The sequence below is a fragment of the Stenotrophomonas sp. LARHCG68 genome, from assembly GCF_052871705.1.
In genome coordinates, this window is record NZ_JBIXJV010000007.1 from 146,640 (window position 1) to 165,326 (window position 18,687).

Sequence of the window (18,687 nt, forward strand, 5' to 3'; positions counted from 1 at the left end):
CCGCCCCGTCACGGGGCAGCGGTGCATCGGTCGATCACTTGAAGTCGAGCGTCTGCTCGAAGGACTTCAGCTCGTGGCGAGCCAGGGCCAGGTTGGCGCGCGAGCGGTCCAGGACCACGTACAGGAACAGGTCCTGGTTGCTTTCCAGCGGACGGATCAGGTGGTACTGCTTGGTCAGGGTGATCAGGATGTCCTCGATCGCCTCGGTGATGCCCAGCGACGCGGCGACGCGGCGCTTGGCGCGCACCACTTCGGTGTTGCCTGCCGCAGCGACTTCCAGGTTGAGCGGACCGCCGCCGAGCATGCCCAGGGCCATGCCGCTGTCGCTGTCGACCAGGGCAGCGCCGACGAAACCGGCGATTTCATTCAACTTGTCGAGCTTTACGTTTCCAGCCATGTTCATCTCCAAGGTTCAGTGATCTTGATGACGTGCCGCCCAGTCCTTCCCCGGAAAGGCAACACGGTTGGTCGAGGCGAAGCCCGTCGACCCGGGCCGGTCCTCCGGCACGCCGGAAAACCTGTAGCACAGATGCGTTACAGCCAATGGGGTTACAGCAGGGACTTGATGCGGGCCGCGGCATCGCGGGCCGCGTAGAGCAGGATCGCCAGCGAGGTATCGGAATGGCCCAATGCCGCCAGCGTGTACGGACGGTCGGCATCGACGCGGACCAACACCATGCTGCCCTGCGCGGTGGACATGGTCACGTAGTCGGCCGTTGCCAGCCCGAGCTCGCGCGACAGGGTCTCACCCAGGGTCAGGAAGGAGTTGCTCATCGCCGACAGACGTCGCGGGTCGAGCTTGTTGCGGGAACGGTGCGCGATGGCACGGCCATCGGCCGTGGACACCAACAACATGGAAATGCCAGCGCTGCCTTCCATCACGCTGTCCAGTGCCGCTTCCAGCGCAGGGCCGTCCACGGTCACCGAAGGCGAACCTACATCGCTCATCTTCGCCCTGACCTTTTCAAGCGTTGCCATTTCCATTCACGATCCCCTGTTAATCGCGTCGCACCCAGCAGGAACGAAAAACGCGACATCGATCACGTTGTTGATGGTATGTATGAATACGTGGACACGATGTGAACGGCATTTCTCATCGTTCAAAACGGGCTTTTCCTATTGCCCCCCGATCGAAAAGTGATTGAACCCCGACCGCTCCCTGGAGACTGCCTTGCCCTCCCCGTCGAGCAGCCGGACCCCGCTTCCGGTTCGAATATAGCCAATACGTGTAGCCCGAACTGCTACCGATGCCATGCTTTGAGCGACCTGCGCGCGCGCGGACGCCGGCGCGGTGAAGCACAGCTCGTAGTCGTCACCGGCGCCTGCACGCAGATCTTCGAAAGCCGCGCCGAGCTGCAGCTCGCTGGCGTGCTGCGATGCCGGCAGGCTGCTTTCCATCACCTCCGCGGCAACCCCACTGCGCGCGCAGACATGCCCGAGGTCGGCCAGCAGGCCGTCGGAGACATCGATCGCCGCACTGGCCAGCCCGCGCAGCGCGAGGCCGGCCTCCAGCCGTGGCGTCGGCCTGGCCAGGCGCAACCGCAACTGCTCCCGTGCCGGCTCGGCCACGGGGCCGGCCACCGCCAGCTGCCCCTGCTGCCACAGCGCCAGCGCCAGGCCCGCCTCACCCGGCACGCCGGTCACCCAGACATCGTCGCCCGGCCGCGCGCCGTCGCGGCGCAGCGCCTGGCCGACGGGCACCTGGCCCATCGCGGTGATCGAGATCGCCAGCGGGCCGCGGGTGGTGTCGCCCCCGACCAACGCCATCCCGTGCCGGTCGGCCAGCGCGAAGAAGCCCTCGGCGAAGCCCTCCACCCAACTGGCCGATGATTCGGGCAGCGACAGCGACAAGGTGCACCACGCCGGCTGCGCCCCCATCGCGGCCAGGTCGGACAGGTTCACCGCCAATGCCTTCCAGCCGATGTCCTGCACCGGAGTCTCGTGCGGGAAGTGCACCCCGGCATTGAGCGTATCGGCGGTGACCACCAGTTGCTGCCCGGGCGCAGGCAGCAGCAGCGCGGCATCGTCACCAATGCCCAGCGCGATGTCGGCGCGTGCACCGGTGCGGCGACGGATGCGATCGATCAGGCCGAACTCGTCAAGACTCATGGGTTGCACTCTGGATACGAAAACGCCGGTGCCGATGATGCCGGCCCCGGCGTGTTCATGGGTCACGGGCGGCGGCGAGGCCGCCGTCGGCTTACTGGCCGGACTCGGTCTTGCGCCACTCCACCGCAGCGCGGTCGAGCACGCCGTTGACGTAGGTGTGGCCGTGTTCGGAACCGAAACGCTTGGCGGTCTCGATGGCCTCGTTGATCACCACGCGATACGGCACGTCCAGGCGGTAACGCAGCTCGTAGGCGGCCACGCGCAGCACCGCGCGCTCGATCGCATCGACTTCTTCCACGCCACGGTCGACGAACGGGGCCAGCGCCTCGTCCAGGTCGCGACGGTGGTCGAGCACGCCGCGCAGCAGGCTCTCGAAGTAGGCCAGGTCGGCGATTTCATGCGCCTGCTCGTGCGCGAACTGGGCCAGCAGCGACTCGGCGTTGCCGCCGGAGATCTGCCAGGCATAGATCGCCTGCAGGGCACGACGACGGGCGCGCGAGCGCAGCACCGGGTCGATGCCGTCGCGGCGGACGGGCTTTCCGGCAGGCTTGCCGTTGTTCTTGCTGCTCATGGCAACTGCTCCAGAAGATTGACCATTTCCAATGCCGCCAACGCGGCTTCCTCACCCTTGTTGCCGTGGCTGCCGCCTGCGCGGGCCTCGGCATCCTCGACCCGCTCCACCGCCAGCACGCCATTGAGCACCGGCACGCCGAAATCCAGCTGGGCGCGCATCAGGCCTTCGGCGCAGCGGTCGGCCACATGCTCGTAGTGGCGGGTATCGCCACGGATCACGCAGCCCAGGGTGATGATGGCGGCGTGCCGGCCAGCGGCGGCCAGGCGGGCGGCGACCAGCGGGATTTCCCACGCACCCGGCACACGCACCACGTCGATGGCGTCCTCGCCGATGCCGTTGCCGGCCAGGCTCTGGCGGGCGCCAGCGACCAGCACGTCGGTGATGCGGGCATTCCAGCGGCTGGCGATGATGGCAAAGCGGGCCGAACCGGCCGGGCGGAGGTCGCCTTCGTAGTGGCTCATGGGGTGTGGGGATCCTGAGGGTAGGTAAGTTTAACGTGCGCGGGCGGTGCGGGGCGGGCTTGGCGGTGCTTGGGCTGCGGGACAAGGCGGAGAACACCCCTCCCCAGCCCTCCCCTACGCCTTCGGCGCAAGGGAGGGGGTAGTCCTAGCGAGCTGCCAGAGTTCAGCAATGCCGGCTTCAGCCTCCTCCCTTTGGCGCAAGCCAAGGGGAGGGTTGGGGAGGGGTTGTTCTGTGCGCGGGACAACCTCTCACCCCATCCGCCTTCAGGCCTGAACGGTCTCGACGATCTCCAGGCCGTAACCGGCCAGACCGATCTGCCGGCGCGGGGTGCCCAGCACCCGCAGTTTGCCCAGGCCCAGGTCGGACAGGATCTGGGCACCGGCCCCGTTGCGGCGCCACTGGCCCACGTCCTTGTCCTTGCCCGGCACCACCGGCGCCGGCTGCTGGCGCAGGCGGGCCAGCAGGCTGCCGCTGTCACGCGGCGCCGACAGCACCACCATCACGCCGGCACCGGCCGCATCGATGGCGCGCAGCGCATCGGTGGCGGCCACGCCGAAGTCGTCGCGGCGCCAGTGCAACAGGTCGGCCAGCGGGTTTTCCACCTGCACGCGCACCAGCGTCGGGGTGTCCTTGTCCGGGGTGCCGCGAACCAGCGCGAAGTGCAGGTCATTGGCGATGCGGTCGCGGTAGGTGACCAGCTTGAAAGCACCGAACTCGGTGTCGATGTCGCGCTCGTCCACGCGCTCGACCGTGTGCTCGGTGGCCAGGCGGTAGGCGATCAGGTCGGCGATGGAACCCATCTTCAGGCCGTGCTCGCGGGCGAACACCTCCAGCTCCGGGCGACGCGCCATGCTGCCGTCGGGGTTGAGGATCTCCACCAGCACGCCGGCCGGCTCCAGCCCGGCCAGCATGGCCAGGTCCACGCCGGTCTCGGTGTGGCCGGCGCGGGTCAGCACGCCACCGGGCTGGGCGATCAGCGGGAAGATGTGGCCCGGCTGGTGCAGGTCCGACGGCTTGGCATTGGGCTTGACCGCGGTACGGATGGTGTGGGCGCGGTCGTGCGCGGAGATGCCGGTGGTGACGCCCTCGGCGGCCTCGATGCTGACCGTGAAGTTGGTCTGGAACTGCGCGGTATTGGCCTGCACCATCGGCGCCAGGCCGAGGTCTGCCGCGCGCGTGCGGGTCAGCGGCAGGCACACCAGGCCGCGGCCATGGGTGACCATGAAGTTGATGTCCGACGGCTTGACCAGCTCGGCGGCCATGATCAGGTCGCCTTCGTTCTCGCGGTCCTCGTCATCGACGATGACCACCATGCGGCCAGCGCGGATCTCTTCCAGCAGTTCGGGAACGGGTGCGAAGTTCATCGTGCGGCTCCTTGGCCCAGCAGGCGCTCGACGTAACGGGCGACCAGATCGATTTCCAGGTTCACCGCGCTGCCCACGCCGGTGGCCGAGAACGCGGTATTGGCGACGGTGTGCGGGATCAGCGCGACCTCGAAGCCTTCGTCGTCGGCCTCGTTGACGGTGAGGCTGACGCCGTCCACGCAGATTGAGCCCTTCCTGGCGATGTACTTGAGCAGCGGTTCGGGCGCGGCGAAGCGCCAGCGCAACGCGCGCGCATCCTCATGGATGGACAACACCTTGCCCAGCCCATCGACGTGGCCGCTGACCAGGTGCCCGCCGAGGCGGTCGGTCGGGCGCATCGCGCGCTCGAGGTTGATCACCGCGCCGTCGGCCAACGTGCCAAGCGTGGTCAGGGACAGGGTCTCGGTGGACGCATCGGCCTGGAAGCTGTGCGCGTCGAATGCGATGACGGTCAGGCAGACGCCGTTGACGGCGATGCTCTCGCCCATCTGCACGTGGTCGAACGGCAGGTTGCCGACGTTGAAGGTGAAGCGGACGTCGCCGCCGATGGGTTCGCGTGCGGCCAGCATGCCGACGCCTTCGATGATTCCAGTAAACACTAACGTTCTCCGCGGAAAGTGAGCGAAAAACGCCGCAAGGCAAACAGGCGCACGGACCCTGCGAGGGGCCCGGGACACCGTCTTCTTTCATCCGGACTATGACCGTCGGCTCCGGCATCTGACCGGATCTGCTGACCTCCTGCCCGCCATCTGCACATGTTTGTGCCGGCCGACCGGAGCGCTCGCGGGCTCGTCCGGCTACCCCGGAAAGGGCGCCAAACCTACCGCCGGTGGGGAGTTACACCCCGCCCTGAAGACGTTTGTGCGTGCCGGCGAACCGGCCCGCGCATTGTATCAGCCCCGTCTGAACGGATGGATTCCCGTCAATATTTCGTTAAACTCCCGCCGCCGCGACATGAGGTTGCGGTGCTGGCCTGCAATGGGCCGGGCGATACACACTGGATTTGAAGAGGATTTTCATGCGCAAGACCCTGATTCTGGCCGCCCTGCTGGCCGCCACCCCGTTCGCCGCCGCCGCTGACGAACTGAGCTACACCTTCGTCGAAGCCGGCTGGACCCAGGTCCGCATCAACGACAACAACCTGGACGATCCCAAGACCAACGGTGCCTACCTGCGCGGTTCGTACAACATCGCCAAGAACGTCAATGTGTTCGGTGGCTACTCGCGCATGTCCGAGAGCTTCAACCTGGGTTACGGCGCCCGCGCCAAGTACACGCTGGACATGCCGGAGCTGGGCATCGGCTACCACATGAACCTGAGCGACCGCGTGGACTTCACCACCGACATCGCCTGGGTCCGCGTGGGCACGAAGGAAGAGCTCTCCGGCTTCGGCGCCTACGACGGCAGCTACAAGGAACACACCAACGCTGGCCGCATCACCGCCGGCATCCGCGCCAAGCCCTCGCCGCGCACTGAAGCCTGGCTCAAGGGCGGCGTGATCGATGGCAGCCGCATGGACACCGAGTTCGTCGGCACCCTGGGCGGCCAGGTCAAGTTCAACCAGACCTGGGGCCTGGTCGGCGAGATCCAGCTGTTCGACGACGTCAGCCAGTACTCGGTTGGCGTTCGCGCCAGCTTCTGATCCCCTCCGGGATCGGCATGCAACGGGGGCCCCAAGGCCCCCGTTGTTGTTTCAGGCGCGCAGGAGCGGCCCCGGCCGCGAAGCACGTGTGGTTCCCGTGCGCGGAAGAAAAAGCGATCTGGCAGTGCAGGCGGTTGAACTTCCCGGTGCCTGCGCCCTTCCCGGCTTCGTGCCTGGAGGCGCTCCCACCGCAGGTGCGCGGCTACGGGCGCAGCAACACGCGCAGGTCCTTGCCGACCCTGCGGGCATCCACCACCTCCAACGGCACTGCCTGCGCCATGTGCTCGATGCCCAGGCCCGCCAGCAGCGGCTGGGCCCCGTCGCCCATCAACAGCGGGGCGATGTAGAGCAGCAGTTCGTCGGCCAGGCCGGCCTTGAGCAACGCGCCGCACAGGGTGGGGCCCGCTTCCACATGGACTTCGTTGATGCCGCGTGCGCCCAGCAGGGCCATCACCGCATGCAGGTCGAAGCGGCCATCCTCGCCCAACGGGGCGGTGGCAAATTCCGCCCCTTCCAGACAGGGTGCAGCCAGTGCCGCATCGTGCAGGTACAGGGTGGGTGCGTCGCCTTCGCGTACCCGCGCGCGTTCGAGCGTGCGCAGCCGGGCATCGAGCACCACGCGCAGCGGCGGCAGGAACTGGCCGTGTTCCGGGCGCGCGGTCAGCTGCGGGTCGTCGGCCAGCACCGTGGCCGCACCGGTCAGGATGGCGCCGGCGCGGGCCCGCCAGTGCTGCACGTCGGCACGTGCCGCCTCACCGGTGATCCACTTGGACTCACCATTGGCCATGGCGGTGCGCCCGTCCAGGCTGCCGGCCAACTTGACCCGCACGAACGGCCGGCCGCGTTCCACCCGCGACAGGAAGCCACGGTTGAGCGCGCGTGCCGCGTCGGCCATCAGGCCCACCGCCACCTCGATGCCGGCCTGACGCAGCAACGCGAAGCCCCCGCCATCCACATCCGGGAACGGGTCGCCCATCGCCGCCACCACCCGCGCCACGCCCGCCTCGATCAGCGCCAATGCACACGGTGGCGTGCGGCCGTAATGGGCGCAGGGCTCCAACGTGACATAGGCAGTGGCCCCGCGTGCGCGCTCGCCGGCCGCGCGCAGGGCGAACACCTCGGCATGCGGCCCGCCGGCACGCTGGTGCCAGCCTTCACCCACCACCTCGTCACCGTGCGCGATCACGCAGCCGACCATCGGATTGGGCCGCGTGGTCCAGGCCGCCTGTTCGGCCAGGCGCAGCGCGCGGGCCATCAGCAGGTGATCGGTGGCGGTGAACGGGCTCATGCGGGACTCCAAGGGATGCTGCGTGCGATGACGGCAACCGGCGGGAACGACGATCCGGAGTGCCTGGCGTGCAAGTTTACGCGTGCCGCCACCTGCACCGCCGGCCATGCGTGGGACTCAGCCTTGCCGCGTCCGGATTTCCATCACGGTGATGGCCAACGGCCCCAACTGCAGTTCGGCGTGCACCCGCCAGCCAAGGCCCTGGTACCAGGGCACCATCGGCGCCTCGCAGTACAGGTACAGCGTCGGCACACCCAGGGCAGCAGCCTGGGCGACGCAATGCCGCACCAACGCCGCACCCACGCCCATCCCGCGTGCGCGGGGCTGCACGTACAACGATGCCAACCACGGCGACCACCCGCGGATCTGCTCATGGTCGTCATGCAGCAGGCTGACCGAGCCCAGCCAGCCCTGCCCGTCTTCGACCAGCCAGCTGCACGGAATGGCATCGCGCTGCTGCGCGCGCAGTTCGGCTTCGGCCTGGGCAACGGTCCAATCGGGCAGCAGGCCGCCGAAGGCCTGCACATGGGCAGCCGCTAGCGCCGGCAGGTGTTCGGGGCGGTCAAGCAGATTGACGATCAACATCCGTACTCACGAAATCAAATGGCAGAACCGGCCAGGCCCATTGCGCAACGGCCAGCGTTCACGGCCGCTGGTAACGCCCACGCTCACGTTCGTCCCCCGGCCAGACCGGCACCAACGCCTTGTCTTCGACACGCAGGAAGATCGGCATCGGCGCATCGCCCCCGGCGCTCAGGGCTTCCACATCCAGCCGCATCAACAGTGGCCAGCGCGCGTCCCCGTCCACCGCCATCCAGGTCATCGGCATGCCGCTGCGCGGCCAACGTGCCCCCACCTGCACCGGCATGCCCGGGCGCGGCGCGAACAGGGCCGCACCGCGTTCGGCCTGTACCGTCTGTTCCTGGCCATCGGGCCAGCGCAAGGCGACTTCGAGGCCATCGGCGCTCATGCCATGGCTGACCTCGAATGCATAGACCAGCAGGCGATCGCCCTGGTCCGGCATCGGGTACTTGTCCATGTCCGCATACGTCGCGCGCGCCTGCTCGTCACCGTCACGCCGCAGCAGCTGGAACGGCACCTGGGCGCCCTGCTCCCGCGCCATTCCCACGCAGCCCCCGTTGCGCCACCAGCGCCCCTGGGCGGCGAAATCCATTGCTCCGTAGGCCAGCATCCACTGGAAGCGCCCATCCGCGCCGAGTACCAGCTCCGAGCCCACTTCCTGCATGCCGGAGAGGTAGTAGTGGCCGGCGACCGCGTTTGATTCCGCTGCCAGCCGCTGCGACGGCTCCGGACACACACCGGCGTGGGGAGGGGCCGCAGCCAGCACCGGCAATGGAACGGCCAACGTCAGCAGCATGCCCAGCCGCCGCCACCTGTTCCGCACCGTCCGGATCTTCTGGCCTGGCATCACCGTGTCTTCCTGTCATGCCGTGGCAGACACGGCTTCACCGCCTGACCGGCTTTGCCGCCTTGCCGTCCGGCACATCGGCCACCTCCAGCAACGGCAGCTGGCCCTCGTCGGTCGGGTGGTCACGCTCGAGCTTCTCGATCTCGTCGCGGAAGTCGGCCACGTCCTCGAAACTGCGGTACACCGAGGCAAAGCGCACGTAGCCGACATGGTCGAGCTTGCGCAGTTCATCCATCACGAAACCACCGACCTTGATCGACGGTACTTCGCGCTCGCCGCACATGCGCAGCTGGTGGACGACCGCACGCACAGCCGCCTCGATGCGCTCCTCCGACACCGGGCGCTTCTGCAGCGCGCGGTCGAAGCCCACCCGCAGCTTGCGCGCGTCGAATGCCTCACGGCCCCCATCGCTCTTGATGATCACCGGCAGCTTCAGCTCGATGGTTTCCAGCGTGCTGAAGCGCTCGCCACAGGCCTCGCAGCCACGGCGGCGGCGGATGGTGGCGCCATCCTCGGAAACGCGCGAGTCGATGACGCGGGTATCGGTGTGTTGGCAGAACGGGCAGTGCATCTATCTCGCCTTGAACATCGGGCGCCGACAACACGGCGCGGGAAATACTACAACGCAGATACAGCAAACCCCGGGATGGAGCAAGGCTGCCCGGCCCGGGGTTTGGCCACCATCACCGCGACGGTCCCTTCAACGAACCGGTGCCTGCACATGGCCGGCACCGGTAAACCGTCAACCGTAAACCGGGTACTGACGGCACTGCAGGGTGACGTTCTCACGCACGCCGGCAATGACGTTCTCATCGCCCGGGTTGTCCAGCACGTCGGCAATCCAGTTGGCCAGCGCCACGCAGTCCGCTTCCTTGTAGCCGCGGGTGGTGATGGCCGGGGTGCCCAGGCGCAGGCCCGAGGTCACGAACGGCGAGCGCGGGTCGTTCGGCACCGAGTTCTTGTTGACGGTGATGTGGGCCTTGCCCAGCGCGGCCTCGGCGTCCTTGCCGGACACCTCCTTGCCGATCATGTCCACCAGCATCAGGTGGTTCTGGGTGCCGCCGGAGACGATCTTGTAGCCGCGCGAAATCAGCGTGGTGGCCATCGCCTGGGCGTTCTTCACCACCTGCTGCTGGTAGGCCTTGAATTCCGGCTCCAGTGCTTCCTTGAAGGCCACCGCCTTGGCCGCGATGACGTGCATCAGCGGGCCACCCTGGATGCCCGGGAACACGATCGACTGCAGCTTCTTCTCGATTTCCTCGCCTGCTCCCTTGGCGATGATGATGCCGCCACGCGGACCGCGCAGGGTCTTGTGGGTGGTGGAGGTCACCACGTGGGCGTGTTCGATCGGGTTCGGGTAGACGCCGGCAGCGATCAGGCCGGCCACGTGCGCCATGTCCACGAACAGGTAGGCGCCAACCTTGTCGGCGATGGCGCGGAAGCGCGCCCAGTCCACGACCTGCGAGTAGGCCGAGAAGCCGGCCACGACCATCTTCGGCTTGTGCTCCAGCGCCAGGCGCTCGACTTCGTCGTAATCGATCAGGCCCTGTTCGTTCACGCCGTACTGGACGGCATTGAAGATCTTGCCCGAGGCGTTGACCTTGGCACCGTGGGTCAGGTGGCCGCCATGGGCCAGGCTCATGCCCAGGATGGTGTCGCCCGGCTGCAGCAGCGCGAAGTAGACGGCCTGGTTGGCCTGCGAGCCGCTGTGCGGCTGCACGTTGGCGTAATCGGCGCCGAACAGCTGCTTGAGGCGGTCGATGGCCAGCTTCTCGGCGATGTCCACGTACTCGCAACCGCCGTAGTAGCGCTTGCCCGGGTAACCCTCGGCGTACTTGTTGGTCAGCTGGCTGCCCTGGGCTTCCATCACCGCCGGGCTGGCGTAGTTCTCGCTGGCGATCAGCTCGACATGGTCTTCCTGGCGCTGGCACTCATCGGCGATGGCCTTGGCCAGTTCAGGGTCGTAGGACGCAATACGGACTTCACGCGAGTACATCGTCAGCTCCAGGAGATGGGCGAGGGAACTGCCGATTGTAGCCGTTCCTGCGGGCCCGCCCCCGCGCGCGGGGCTGCCTTCCCGGCATCACCCATTCGCCGACAAATAGTGAACCAAGTCACATTTCGAAGCGATTACCTGAATTCGCTGATCGATCCTGCTGGCTTCTTACGGTTAACAGGGTACAGGCGGGCGTTTGCCGCCTGCCCCTGATCGATCTCCAAGGAACACGTCCCGATGCCCCGCCCCGCCTGCAGCACGCATGAGTCCCTCCCCCCACGCCGGAGCGCCCCGGTCCGCGCGACGCTGCTGGCCGTGGCCCTGGCTGGCCTGGCGGCCACGCTGTCCGTGCCGGCACAGGCGGCCGATCCGTCACCGGCCGTGGCGACGGTCCAGGTCGCCCGGGTCCAGGTGGAGGGGGTGGGTGAACACCCCGACAGCGGCATCAGCCCGGCGGGGATCGAGGCGCTGGCCAATCAGGCACTGCGCGCGCTCGGCCCGGATCAACCCCTGGCCCTTAGCTTCGCCCAGATCGAGCAGATCACCGCGCGTATCACCCAGGCCTACCGGGATGCGGGTTTCCTGGTTTCGGTGGCCTACATCCCGCCGCAGCAGATCGGCGACAGCCAGACGCTGACGCTGAAGGTGATGGAAGGCCGGGTCGGCCGGGTGCTGGTGCAGGGCAGCCAGCGATACCGCGAAGATCAGCTCACCGCCAGCAGCCTTGGGTTGATTGGCCGGCCGCTGCGCCGCAACGAACTCGACCGCGCCCTGCTCTACGCGCGTGACCTGCCCGGGGTATCGGTCACCTCGGTGTTGCAGCCCGGCCAGAACACCGGCGAAACCGACATCGTGCTGCTCGTCACCGACAACGCGCGCCCGTACGAGATCACCGCCGGGCTGAGCAACCACGGCACCGACAGCACCGGCAAGTACCGGGCTGAGCTGGGCATCAGCGCCTTCAACGCACTGGGCGCGGGAGATGTGCTCGCGGCCAACGTCGGCTATGGGCTGGACCCGGCCGACAGCTGGCAGGCGGCCCTGTCTCTGAGCGTGCCGTTCGATGACGTGCCGGGCCTGAGCGGCGTTGCCGGCGTCAGCCGCAGCGAGATGGAAGTCAACACCGGGCCCTTCGCCTCGATGCAGCTCAAGGGCCCGACCACGCTGTTCTATGCCGGTGGCGACTGGAAGTTCATCCAGCGGGCCGACCTGCGGGTGCAGGCCTCGGCACGCTGGATCCACGAGGATTCCAAGCTCGAAGGGCTCGGCTTCCTGCTCTCGCGCCACACCTTTGACGTCGTCGACGCCGGCCTGAGCCTGCGCCATACCGACCACCGCTGGCGCGGCATGAACCTGGCCCAGGTGTCGCTGCGCAAGTCGGTCAATGACGAATCCTCGCCGATGAACTGGCTGTACACCTCGCACGCGCCGTACTTCTGGGTGGCCCGGGCAAGCGTGGCGCGCCTGCAGGCCCTGCCCCACGACCAGCGCCTGCTGCTGCGTGGCAGCGCGCAGTTCACCGATGACGCGCTGACACCGATGGAGCAGTTCAGCGTAGGCGGCCCCACCAGCGTGCGTGCCTACCCGCTGTCCACGGCGCTGGGCGACCGTGGCGTGCAGGCCAGTTTCGAGTACCAGGTCAGCGCCCCGGGCTTCGCCAACAAGCCCTCGCCGTTCAATGGCCGCCGCTGGGGTGACCTGCTTGATGTGAATCTGTTCTACGACTGGGGCCGCACTTCGCCGGCGCCGGACAACCGCCACCTGGGCGTATTGCCTGTCACCCTCGAAGGCACCGGCCTCGGCCTTGGCCTGCGCCTGCCGTGGCAACCGGAGCTGCGCCTGGACGTGAGCGCGGCCAAGCCCACCGGCAACCATCGCGGCAGCGACGGCCGCAGCACCCAGTACTGGGCGCGCATCAGCACGACTTTCTGAGGACATCCGCCATGAATCGCATTTACCGCCTTGTCTACAACACGGCCCTGGGGCTGGTGCAGGTGGCTTCCGAGCACGGTACGGCCTTGAGCCGGCGCAGCCGCAGTAACACCGACCGCCAGCGGCATGCGCTGGTGTCATCGGTGGCTGGCGCAGTGCTGTTTGCCATCGTTTGCCAGGCCAGTGCGCAGAACCTGCCGCAGAACGGCAATATCGTCGCCGGTTCCGCATCGATCAACGTCAACGGCAACGTGATGACGATCGACCAGACCAGCCAGGCCGCGCTGATCAACTGGAGCAGTTTCGACATCGGCGCGGGCAACAAGGTCCAGTTCAACCAGGGCCTGGGGTCGCAGGCAACGGCGATCAATCTGGTCACCGGCAGCTCGGGCAGCCTCATCAGCGGTGAACTGTCGTCCAACGGCCAGGTGTTCCTGATCAACCCGGCCGGCATCACCTTCACTTCGGGCGCCAGCGTGAACGTCGGCGGCCTGCTGGCCAGCACGTTGTCGCCCGGCACGCCTGGGCTGCTGGATGCCAATGGCGTTTCGCCCACCTTCCAGCTGGCGGGCGGCGGAACCGGCGCCGTGGTCAGCAACAACGGCGGGACCCTGAGCGCTGCGTCCGGCGGCATCAGTCTGATCGGTGGCGCGGTATCCAACACCGGCATCATCTCAGCGGCCAACGGCAACATCAACCTGGTCGCTGCAGGTGCCGCGATGGTCCTGAACGGCGTGTCGTCTTCGGGATCTCCGCAGCTGCTGTTCTTGCCGACGTCGGTCGGTACGTTCGCCGGCACCGGCATCAACAACAGCGGCGTCCTCAGTGCGCGCAGCATCAGCATGAATGCACTGATGGGGCCTGGTCTTTCCAGCACCGGTATCAACGCCGGCGGCACGATCATCGCCAATGCCATCGACGCCGGAGATGGCAGCCTCACCATCCGCAGCTCGGCGCCGGTGGCACTCAGCAATGCGGCCATCACCGCTGGATCGGTGGCGGTGGCCGGTGCGAGCGTCGTTGGTCCGGTTGCGATCCAGATGGCCGACGGCAGCATCCAGGCCAGCACTGTCGCGTTCGATGGCGGGCCGTCCGGAAACGTGATGCTGGGCGGTGGCATCAAGGCCGACACGATCAGCATTGCGGCGAACAATGCCGTACAGACCGCCGGAGGCACGCTGGAGGGAGCGCTCAGCCTGGCCACCCAGGGCGGTGCGACCCTGGGGCAGAGTGGCAACCGCATCGGCAGCGTCGGTGGCAGCGTGGGCGCCGACCTGACATTGGCGACATCCACCGACCTGTCCAACGGCGGTGCGCTGTTGGTTGGTGGTTCCAGCGTGATCGAGGCAGGCTCCAGCAACATCACGCTGACCAATTCTGGAAACAGCTTCGGCAACGGGGTCAGTGCCCACGGCGGCGACATCACGCTGGCCAGCGGTGGCGTACTGGGGCTGGGCAACATCAACGCCCGCAGCCTGGCTGTGCAGGCCGGCAGCATTGATCTGGGCGGAACGGTGATCACCACCGGTGACCAGACCTACCAGTCCGCGGTGACACTGCGTGGCAATTCGGCGCTGCAGGGCAGCGCGATCCAGTTCAACGGCACGGTGGATGGAAGCTACCAGCTGGCCGTCGATTCCAGCGGCATGACCACCTTCTCCAGTGCTGTTGGCGGAAGCACTGCACTCCAGGGCCTGAGAGTCACCTCCGGTACTGGAACGCGCCTGTTCGGCGACATCACCACCATGGGCACGCTCGCATTCGATGGCGCGGTGCGTTTGTCCGGCGCGCGCAGTCTGTCATCGCTGGGTGGCAGCCTGCGTTTCGGCGGCACGCTCGATGGCGATGGCGGCACGTTGAACCTGAGCGCACGCCAGCTCACGCTGGGTGGAGCCGTCGGGGGAGCTGGGCCAGTGGGCCGCCTATACGGCCACGCCGACAGCATCACTCTGGGCAGCCGCATTGCCAGCACTGGCGCGATCCTGCTGGAGGGCGACGTACGGCTGGATGGCAATACCCAGCTGGTCAGCACGGGGGGCGGCGCCATCACCACCGATGGCATCTCCAGCAACATCACCAATGGCTACAACCTGCTGATGAGTACCACAGGCCAGGTCCAGGTCAACGGCAACATCAGTGCCGCCGACGTCAGCATCACCGGACAGCTCTTCAATGGCCGCGGCATCGCCAGCAAGGGCAACCTCGATATCGACTCCGCACTGACTCTGGTCCAGATGGGCAGCTACCAGGTCGATGGCTGGGCACGCTTCAGGAGCCTAGGCGATATCAGCCTGGCTGACGCAGGAAACCGCTTCAGCGGCGAGGTCAGCCTTTCGGGACGGAGTGCGCAACTGCGAGCAGGGAATCTGCAGCTGGGCAATACCCTGCTGTCGGACAACCTGCAGCTGGACCTGAGCGGCTTCCTGCAGCAGGTTGCCGGCAGCGTGGTGGATATCGGAGGGACCACTCGCATCGATGCCGGTGGCTTCGTCAGCCTGGACCGGTTGGATGGCATGGGCCGACCCGTGAACCGGTTCGGTGGTGCGATGTCGCTGAAGGGCGGCAACAGCAACATCTACGCCAAGGGCATGCTGGCGTTCTCCGATTTCGACGTGGGCAGCGTATGGGCGATCGCCGATACCGTGCGGCTTCCTGCCAGTGGCAGGAGCATCGGGTTGCAGTACTTCCAGGGCGATGCGGTACTGGGCGGTGACAGCGTGCTGGACAGCCAGCTCGGCCAGATCAACTTCCGTGGACGCATCGATGGGGCGCATGCGTTGACGCTCACGAGCGGACTCGAGGTGGTGTTTGCCGGTGACGTCGGCAGTCGCCAGGCGCTTGCCAGCCTGGAGGTCGGCGGTCCGCTCCAGCTCGGCGGCAACGTCACGACCAGCGGCGCGATCCAGCTGGGCAACGTCAACCTGGCCGCGAGCACGCCGCGCTGGTTCAACATCCGCAGCAACAATGGCGGTGTGGTGATCGGTCGCATCGACGGCAGCAGTGATGGACGAAGCAGCCTGGCGCTCGACGCGCACGGCACGCTTGAACTGCAATCGGGAGCAGGAACCACCGCTGGCGCCTGGTTGACTGATCTGGAGCTGAAGGGATCAAGCGTCACTACCAAGGCGATCCGTACGACCGGTCGGCTCGACGTCACCAGCAGCGCCGGCTTCACCCAGGGCGGCGCATTCACCGTGGGGGGCGGCGCCAGCTTCACCGCCGGCCTCACCGGCGACCTGACACTCGATGCCTATCCCAACACCTTCAGTGGCAAGGTCGCTCTCAGGGGAGCCCAGGCGCGCATCCAGGCGCTTTCGGGACTGATCCTGGACGATGTCGATACCGCCACGCTGGACGCCTACAGCGTCGGAGCGATGTCGCTGGCCAATGCCAATGTCGCGAACGCTGCTTCCCTCAATGGTGCATCGCTGCTGTTCGACGATGCATCCATCGGTGGTGTATTGCAGGCCACCGCACGCTCCGGCGGCATTGCCCAGCAGGGCGCGCTCAGCGTGAGCGGCAACAGCAACTGGTTGGCGTCCGGGGAAATCCGCCTCGACAATGTTGCCAATCAATTCGCTGGTCGTGTGGACGCCCAATCCGGCACCGTCACCGAACTGGCCGCCGCAAACCTGTTGCAGCTTGGCGACGTGATCGCCACCGGCCTCAGGGCCAATGCAACGGCAGGCCTGCAACTTGCCGGGCGTGTGTCTGCAGACACTGTGGAGCTTGCCACGGCAGGACGTTTCGACAACGTCACCGGCGCCGACGCCATCGCACTGAACGGCACGGGCAACTGGCGCATCTATCTGGCATCCCCCTCGCTGGGGCATGCCTTCAATGGCCTTGACAGCGGGAACACCGCCCTTTGGAACACCCCCGCTTTTGCCGGCACCGCGGCATCCGGCAACCGCTACGTATTCGCCTTCCAACCCACGCTGACGCTCAGCGCCAACAACCTGCACAAGGTCTATGGCGACCACGTCGACCTGAGCAACGCCTTCTCTGTCCAGGGAGCCATGGCTGGTGCCCCAGGCGCCTACAAGGCCGATGACGTACGCGCCCTGTTCACCAGTGTGCCAGTGCTGAGTTCGGCAGGTGCCGGCGTCACCGCCAAGGTCACCGGGCTGCCCTACCGCATCGACCTTGTTGCCGGCAGCGCCGATGTCTCCGCCGCCGGTTACCTGCTGAACTTCGTGCCCGGACAACTGTTCATCGATCCGAAGGCGCTGACGATCAGCGCCGGCAACGCGAGCAAGACCTACGGGCAGGCATCGTCGCTGGGCGGTTACACCGTCGACGGCCTGGTCAATGGCGACACGGTGAGCGGGCTGGACCTGCTCAGCAACGGCAGCGCCATCACCGCCAATGCAGGCGACTACACCATCACCGCCGGCAATGCCTCCGGCACCGGGCTCGGCAACTACGCCATCACCTACGTCGATGGCCTGCTATCCGTCGGCAAGGCCAGGCTGACCATCACCGCCGGCAATGGCAGCAAGACCTACGGCCAGGCATTGTCCCTGGGCAGCTACACCGTCGATGGCCTGGTCAATGGAGACACAGTCGGCGGGCTGGAACTGCTCAGCACTGGCAGCGCCGTCACCGCCAATGCAGGCGACTACACCATCACCGCCGGCAATGCCTCCGGCACCGGGCTCTGCAACTACACCATCGCCTACGTCGATGGCCTGCTGTCCGTCGGCAAGGCGACGCTGACCATCACCGCAGGGCCCGGCAGCAAGACCTACGGCCAGGATGGCGGGTTCGGCAACTACAGCGTGGACGGACTGCTCAACAGCGATGCAGTGGCCTCGGTGATGCTGGGCAGCGACGGCGCGGCGGCCAATGCCAACGTGGGCCATTACGCCATACATGCCGGTGACGCACGGGGCACAGGCCTGGGCAACTACACCATCACCTACGTCGACGGCCTGCTGTCCGTCGGCAAGGCGACGCTGACCATCACCGCAGGGCCCGGCAGCAAGACCTACGGCCAGGAAGGCGGATTCGGCAACTACAGCGTGGACGGACTGCTCAACAGCGATGCAGTGGCCTCGGTGATGCTGGGCAGCGACGGCGCGGCGGCCAATGCCAACGTGGGCCATTACGCCATACACGCCGGTGACGCACGGGGCACAGGCCTGGGCAACTACACCATCACCTACGTCGACGGCCTGCTGTCCGTCGGCAAGGCGACGCTGACCATCACCGCAGGGCCCGGCAGCAAGACCTACGGCCAGGATGGCGGATTCGGCAACTACAGCGTGGACGGACTGCTCAACAGCGATGCAGTGGCCTCGGTGATGCTGGGCAGCGACGGCGCGGCGGCCAATGCCAGCGTGGGCCATTACGCCATTCACGCCGGTGACGCACGGGGCACAGGCCTGGGCAACTACACCATCACCTACGTCGACGGCCAGATGTCGGTCGGCAAGGCCAACCTGGTCATCACCGCCCGCGATGCCAGCAAGCGCATGGGCCAAGCGCTGCTGCTGGACGGCTACACCGTCGAGGGGCTGCTCAACGGTGACCGCGTCGAGGGGCTCGACCTTTCCAGCGACGGCAGCGCCGCCAACGCCGGGCCGGGGCGCTACGCCATCCTCGCCAGCGCCGCGCGGGGCGACCGCTTGGCCAATTACGCGATCAGCTACCAGGAAGGAACCCTGGACGTTTCGGGGATCGCCTCGGAGGTGCAGGCCCGCATTGCGCGGGAGATCGCCGCAAACGCGGCCAGGCCGGGCAGCCGCGCCCCCACCGGGCCAGCCGTCGATGCACCGCTGTACCGGGCCATCGGCGAGGGCATCGCCCGCCCGGGCGACGCCTGCGTCCACATGGGCGACATCCGCTGCCTCAGCCATCAACCGGAATGACCGACGGGCGGGCCAGGA

At 67.2% G+C, this 18,687-nt stretch carries 15 protein-coding genes and 1 riboswitch; of the genes, 3 read left to right on the forward strand and 12 right to left on the reverse strand.

Annotated features, from left to right (window positions below; genetic code table 11):
* Positions 1-34: 34 nt before the first annotated feature.
* The 7 genes from ACIPR8_RS18255 to ACIPR8_RS18285 form a co-directional block, all read right to left on the reverse strand.
* Entirely contained in the window at positions 35-397 is a 363-nt protein-coding gene (locus ACIPR8_RS18255) for a roadblock/LC7 domain-containing protein (protein WP_132865003.1), read from the reverse strand.
* 152 nt (positions 398-549) lie between these two features.
* Entirely contained in the window at positions 550-948 is a 399-nt protein-coding gene (locus tag ACIPR8_RS18260; RefSeq protein WP_313252710.1) for a roadblock/LC7 domain-containing protein, read from the reverse strand.
* Between the two features lie 168 nt (positions 949-1,116).
* Positions 1,117-2,109: a thiamine-phosphate kinase gene (gene thiL / locus ACIPR8_RS18265; RefSeq protein WP_446541922.1), complete on the reverse strand. Its 993-nt coding sequence runs from the start codon at positions 2,107-2,109 to the stop codon at positions 1,117-1,119.
* A gap of 91 nt (positions 2,110-2,200) precedes the next feature.
* A complete protein-coding gene (gene nusB / locus ACIPR8_RS18270) occupies positions 2,201-2,680 on the reverse strand; it encodes a transcription antitermination factor NusB (RefSeq protein WP_132865006.1) in 480 nt (159 codons plus the stop codon).
* Positions 2,677-3,144: a 6,7-dimethyl-8-ribityllumazine synthase gene (gene ribH / locus ACIPR8_RS18275; protein ID WP_132865007.1), complete on the reverse strand. Its 468-nt coding sequence runs from the start codon at positions 3,142-3,144 to the stop codon at positions 2,677-2,679. The genes nusB and ribH overlap by 4 nt, the downstream gene beginning before the upstream one ends.
* A 264-nt stretch (positions 3,145-3,408) precedes the next feature.
* Positions 3,409-4,509, reverse strand: coding sequence for a 3,4-dihydroxy-2-butanone-4-phosphate synthase (ribB, locus tag ACIPR8_RS18280; RefSeq protein WP_446541923.1), 1,101 nt, complete (start codon positions 4,507-4,509; stop codon positions 3,409-3,411).
* The gene (locus ACIPR8_RS18285; protein WP_446541924.1) at positions 4,506-5,108 is read right to left on the reverse strand and encodes a riboflavin synthase; all 603 of its coding nucleotides are present in this window, start codon (positions 5,106-5,108) and stop codon (positions 4,506-4,508) included. Before ACIPR8_RS18285 ends, ribB begins: the two co-directional genes overlap by 4 nt.
* 75 nt (positions 5,109-5,183) lie before the next feature.
* Positions 5,184-5,370: riboswitch (FMN riboswitch) on the reverse strand.
* A gap of 157 nt (positions 5,371-5,527) precedes the next feature.
* On the opposite strand from ACIPR8_RS18285, the gene ACIPR8_RS18290 reads away from it, so the two are divergent.
* Positions 5,528-6,151 carry an outer membrane beta-barrel protein gene (locus ACIPR8_RS18290; RefSeq protein WP_446541925.1) on the forward strand — a complete coding sequence of 208 codons (624 nt, stop codon included), beginning with the start codon at positions 5,528-5,530 and terminating at the stop codon, positions 6,149-6,151.
* 202 nt (positions 6,152-6,353) lie between these two features.
* Here ACIPR8_RS18290 and ribD read toward each other — a convergent pair whose 3' ends face one another.
* The 5 genes from ribD to glyA all read right to left on the reverse strand — a co-directional run bounded on the left by ribD (position 6,354) and on the right by glyA (position 10,864).
* Positions 6,354-7,439 carry a bifunctional diaminohydroxyphosphoribosylaminopyrimidine deaminase/5-amino-6-(5-phosphoribosylamino)uracil reductase RibD gene (gene ribD, locus ACIPR8_RS18295; protein ID WP_446541926.1) on the reverse strand — a complete coding sequence of 362 codons (1,086 nt, stop codon included), beginning with the start codon at positions 7,437-7,439 and terminating at the stop codon, positions 6,354-6,356.
* A gap of 117 nt (positions 7,440-7,556) precedes the next feature.
* On the reverse strand, positions 7,557-8,024 hold the full coding sequence (locus ACIPR8_RS18300; RefSeq protein WP_313252723.1) for a GNAT family N-acetyltransferase: 468 nt from the start codon (positions 8,022-8,024) through the stop codon (positions 7,557-7,559).
* 58 nt (positions 8,025-8,082) lie between these two features.
* A complete protein-coding gene (locus ACIPR8_RS18305) occupies positions 8,083-8,817 on the reverse strand; it encodes a hypothetical protein (protein ID WP_446541927.1) in 735 nt (244 codons plus the stop codon).
* Between the two features lie 88 nt (positions 8,818-8,905).
* Entirely contained in the window at positions 8,906-9,439 is a 534-nt protein-coding gene (gene nrdR / locus ACIPR8_RS18310; protein WP_313252728.1) for a transcriptional regulator NrdR, read from the reverse strand.
* Between the two features lie 171 nt (positions 9,440-9,610).
* Entirely contained in the window at positions 9,611-10,864 is a 1,254-nt protein-coding gene (gene glyA, locus ACIPR8_RS18315; RefSeq protein ID WP_446541928.1) for a serine hydroxymethyltransferase, read from the reverse strand.
* A gap of 237 nt (positions 10,865-11,101) precedes the next feature.
* Between glyA and ACIPR8_RS18320 the strand changes: the two genes are divergently transcribed.
* Both ACIPR8_RS18320 and ACIPR8_RS18325 read left to right on the forward strand, forming a co-directional pair.
* Entirely contained in the window at positions 11,102-12,796 is a 1,695-nt protein-coding gene (locus ACIPR8_RS18320; RefSeq protein ID WP_446541929.1) for a ShlB/FhaC/HecB family hemolysin secretion/activation protein, read from the forward strand.
* Between the two features lie 11 nt (positions 12,797-12,807).
* Positions 12,808-18,669: an MBG domain-containing protein gene (locus tag ACIPR8_RS18325; RefSeq protein WP_446541930.1), complete on the forward strand. Its 5,862-nt coding sequence runs from the start codon at positions 12,808-12,810 to the stop codon at positions 18,667-18,669.
* Positions 18,670-18,687: the final 18 nt, after the last annotated feature.

What these genes read in the sequence shown, in the direction of transcription:
- ACIPR8_RS18320 (WP_446541929.1), top strand. Translation starts at nt 11,102, where the DNA reads ATGCCCCGCCCCGCCTGCAGCACGCATGAGTCCCTCCCCCCACGCCGG.
- ACIPR8_RS18300 (WP_313252723.1), bottom strand. Translation starts at nt 8,024, where the DNA reads ATGTTGATCGTCAATCTGCTTGACCGCCCCGAACACCTGCCGGCGCTA.
- glyA (WP_446541928.1), bottom strand. Translation starts at nt 10,864, where the DNA reads ATGTACTCGCGTGAAGTCCGTATTGCGTCCTACGACCCTGAACTGGCC.
- nusB (WP_132865006.1), bottom strand. Translation starts at nt 2,680, where the DNA reads ATGAGCAGCAAGAACAACGGCAAGCCTGCCGGAAAGCCCGTCCGCCGC.
- ribH (WP_132865007.1), bottom strand. Translation starts at nt 3,144, where the DNA reads ATGAGCCACTACGAAGGCGACCTCCGCCCGGCCGGTTCGGCCCGCTTT.
- ACIPR8_RS18255 (WP_132865003.1), bottom strand. Translation starts at nt 397, where the DNA reads ATGGCTGGAAACGTAAAGCTCGACAAGTTGAATGAAATCGCCGGTTTC.
- ACIPR8_RS18290 (WP_446541925.1), top strand. Translation starts at nt 5,528, where the DNA reads ATGCGCAAGACCCTGATTCTGGCCGCCCTGCTGGCCGCCACCCCGTTC.
- ACIPR8_RS18305 (WP_446541927.1), bottom strand. Translation starts at nt 8,817, where the DNA reads ATGCTGCTGACGTTGGCCGTTCCATTGCCGGTGCTGGCTGCGGCCCCT.
- ribD (WP_446541926.1), bottom strand. Translation starts at nt 7,439, where the DNA reads ATGAGCCCGTTCACCGCCACCGATCACCTGCTGATGGCCCGCGCGCTG.
- ribB (WP_446541923.1), bottom strand. Translation starts at nt 4,509, where the DNA reads ATGAACTTCGCACCCGTTCCCGAACTGCTGGAAGAGATCCGCGCTGGC.
- thiL (WP_446541922.1), bottom strand. Translation starts at nt 2,109, where the DNA reads ATGAGTCTTGACGAGTTCGGCCTGATCGATCGCATCCGTCGCCGCACC.
- ACIPR8_RS18260 (WP_313252710.1), bottom strand. Translation starts at nt 948, where the DNA reads ATGAGCGATGTAGGTTCGCCTTCGGTGACCGTGGACGGCCCTGCGCTG.
- nrdR (WP_313252728.1), bottom strand. Translation starts at nt 9,439, where the DNA reads ATGCACTGCCCGTTCTGCCAACACACCGATACCCGCGTCATCGACTCG.
- ACIPR8_RS18325 (WP_446541930.1), top strand. Translation starts at nt 12,808, where the DNA reads ATGAATCGCATTTACCGCCTTGTCTACAACACGGCCCTGGGGCTGGTG.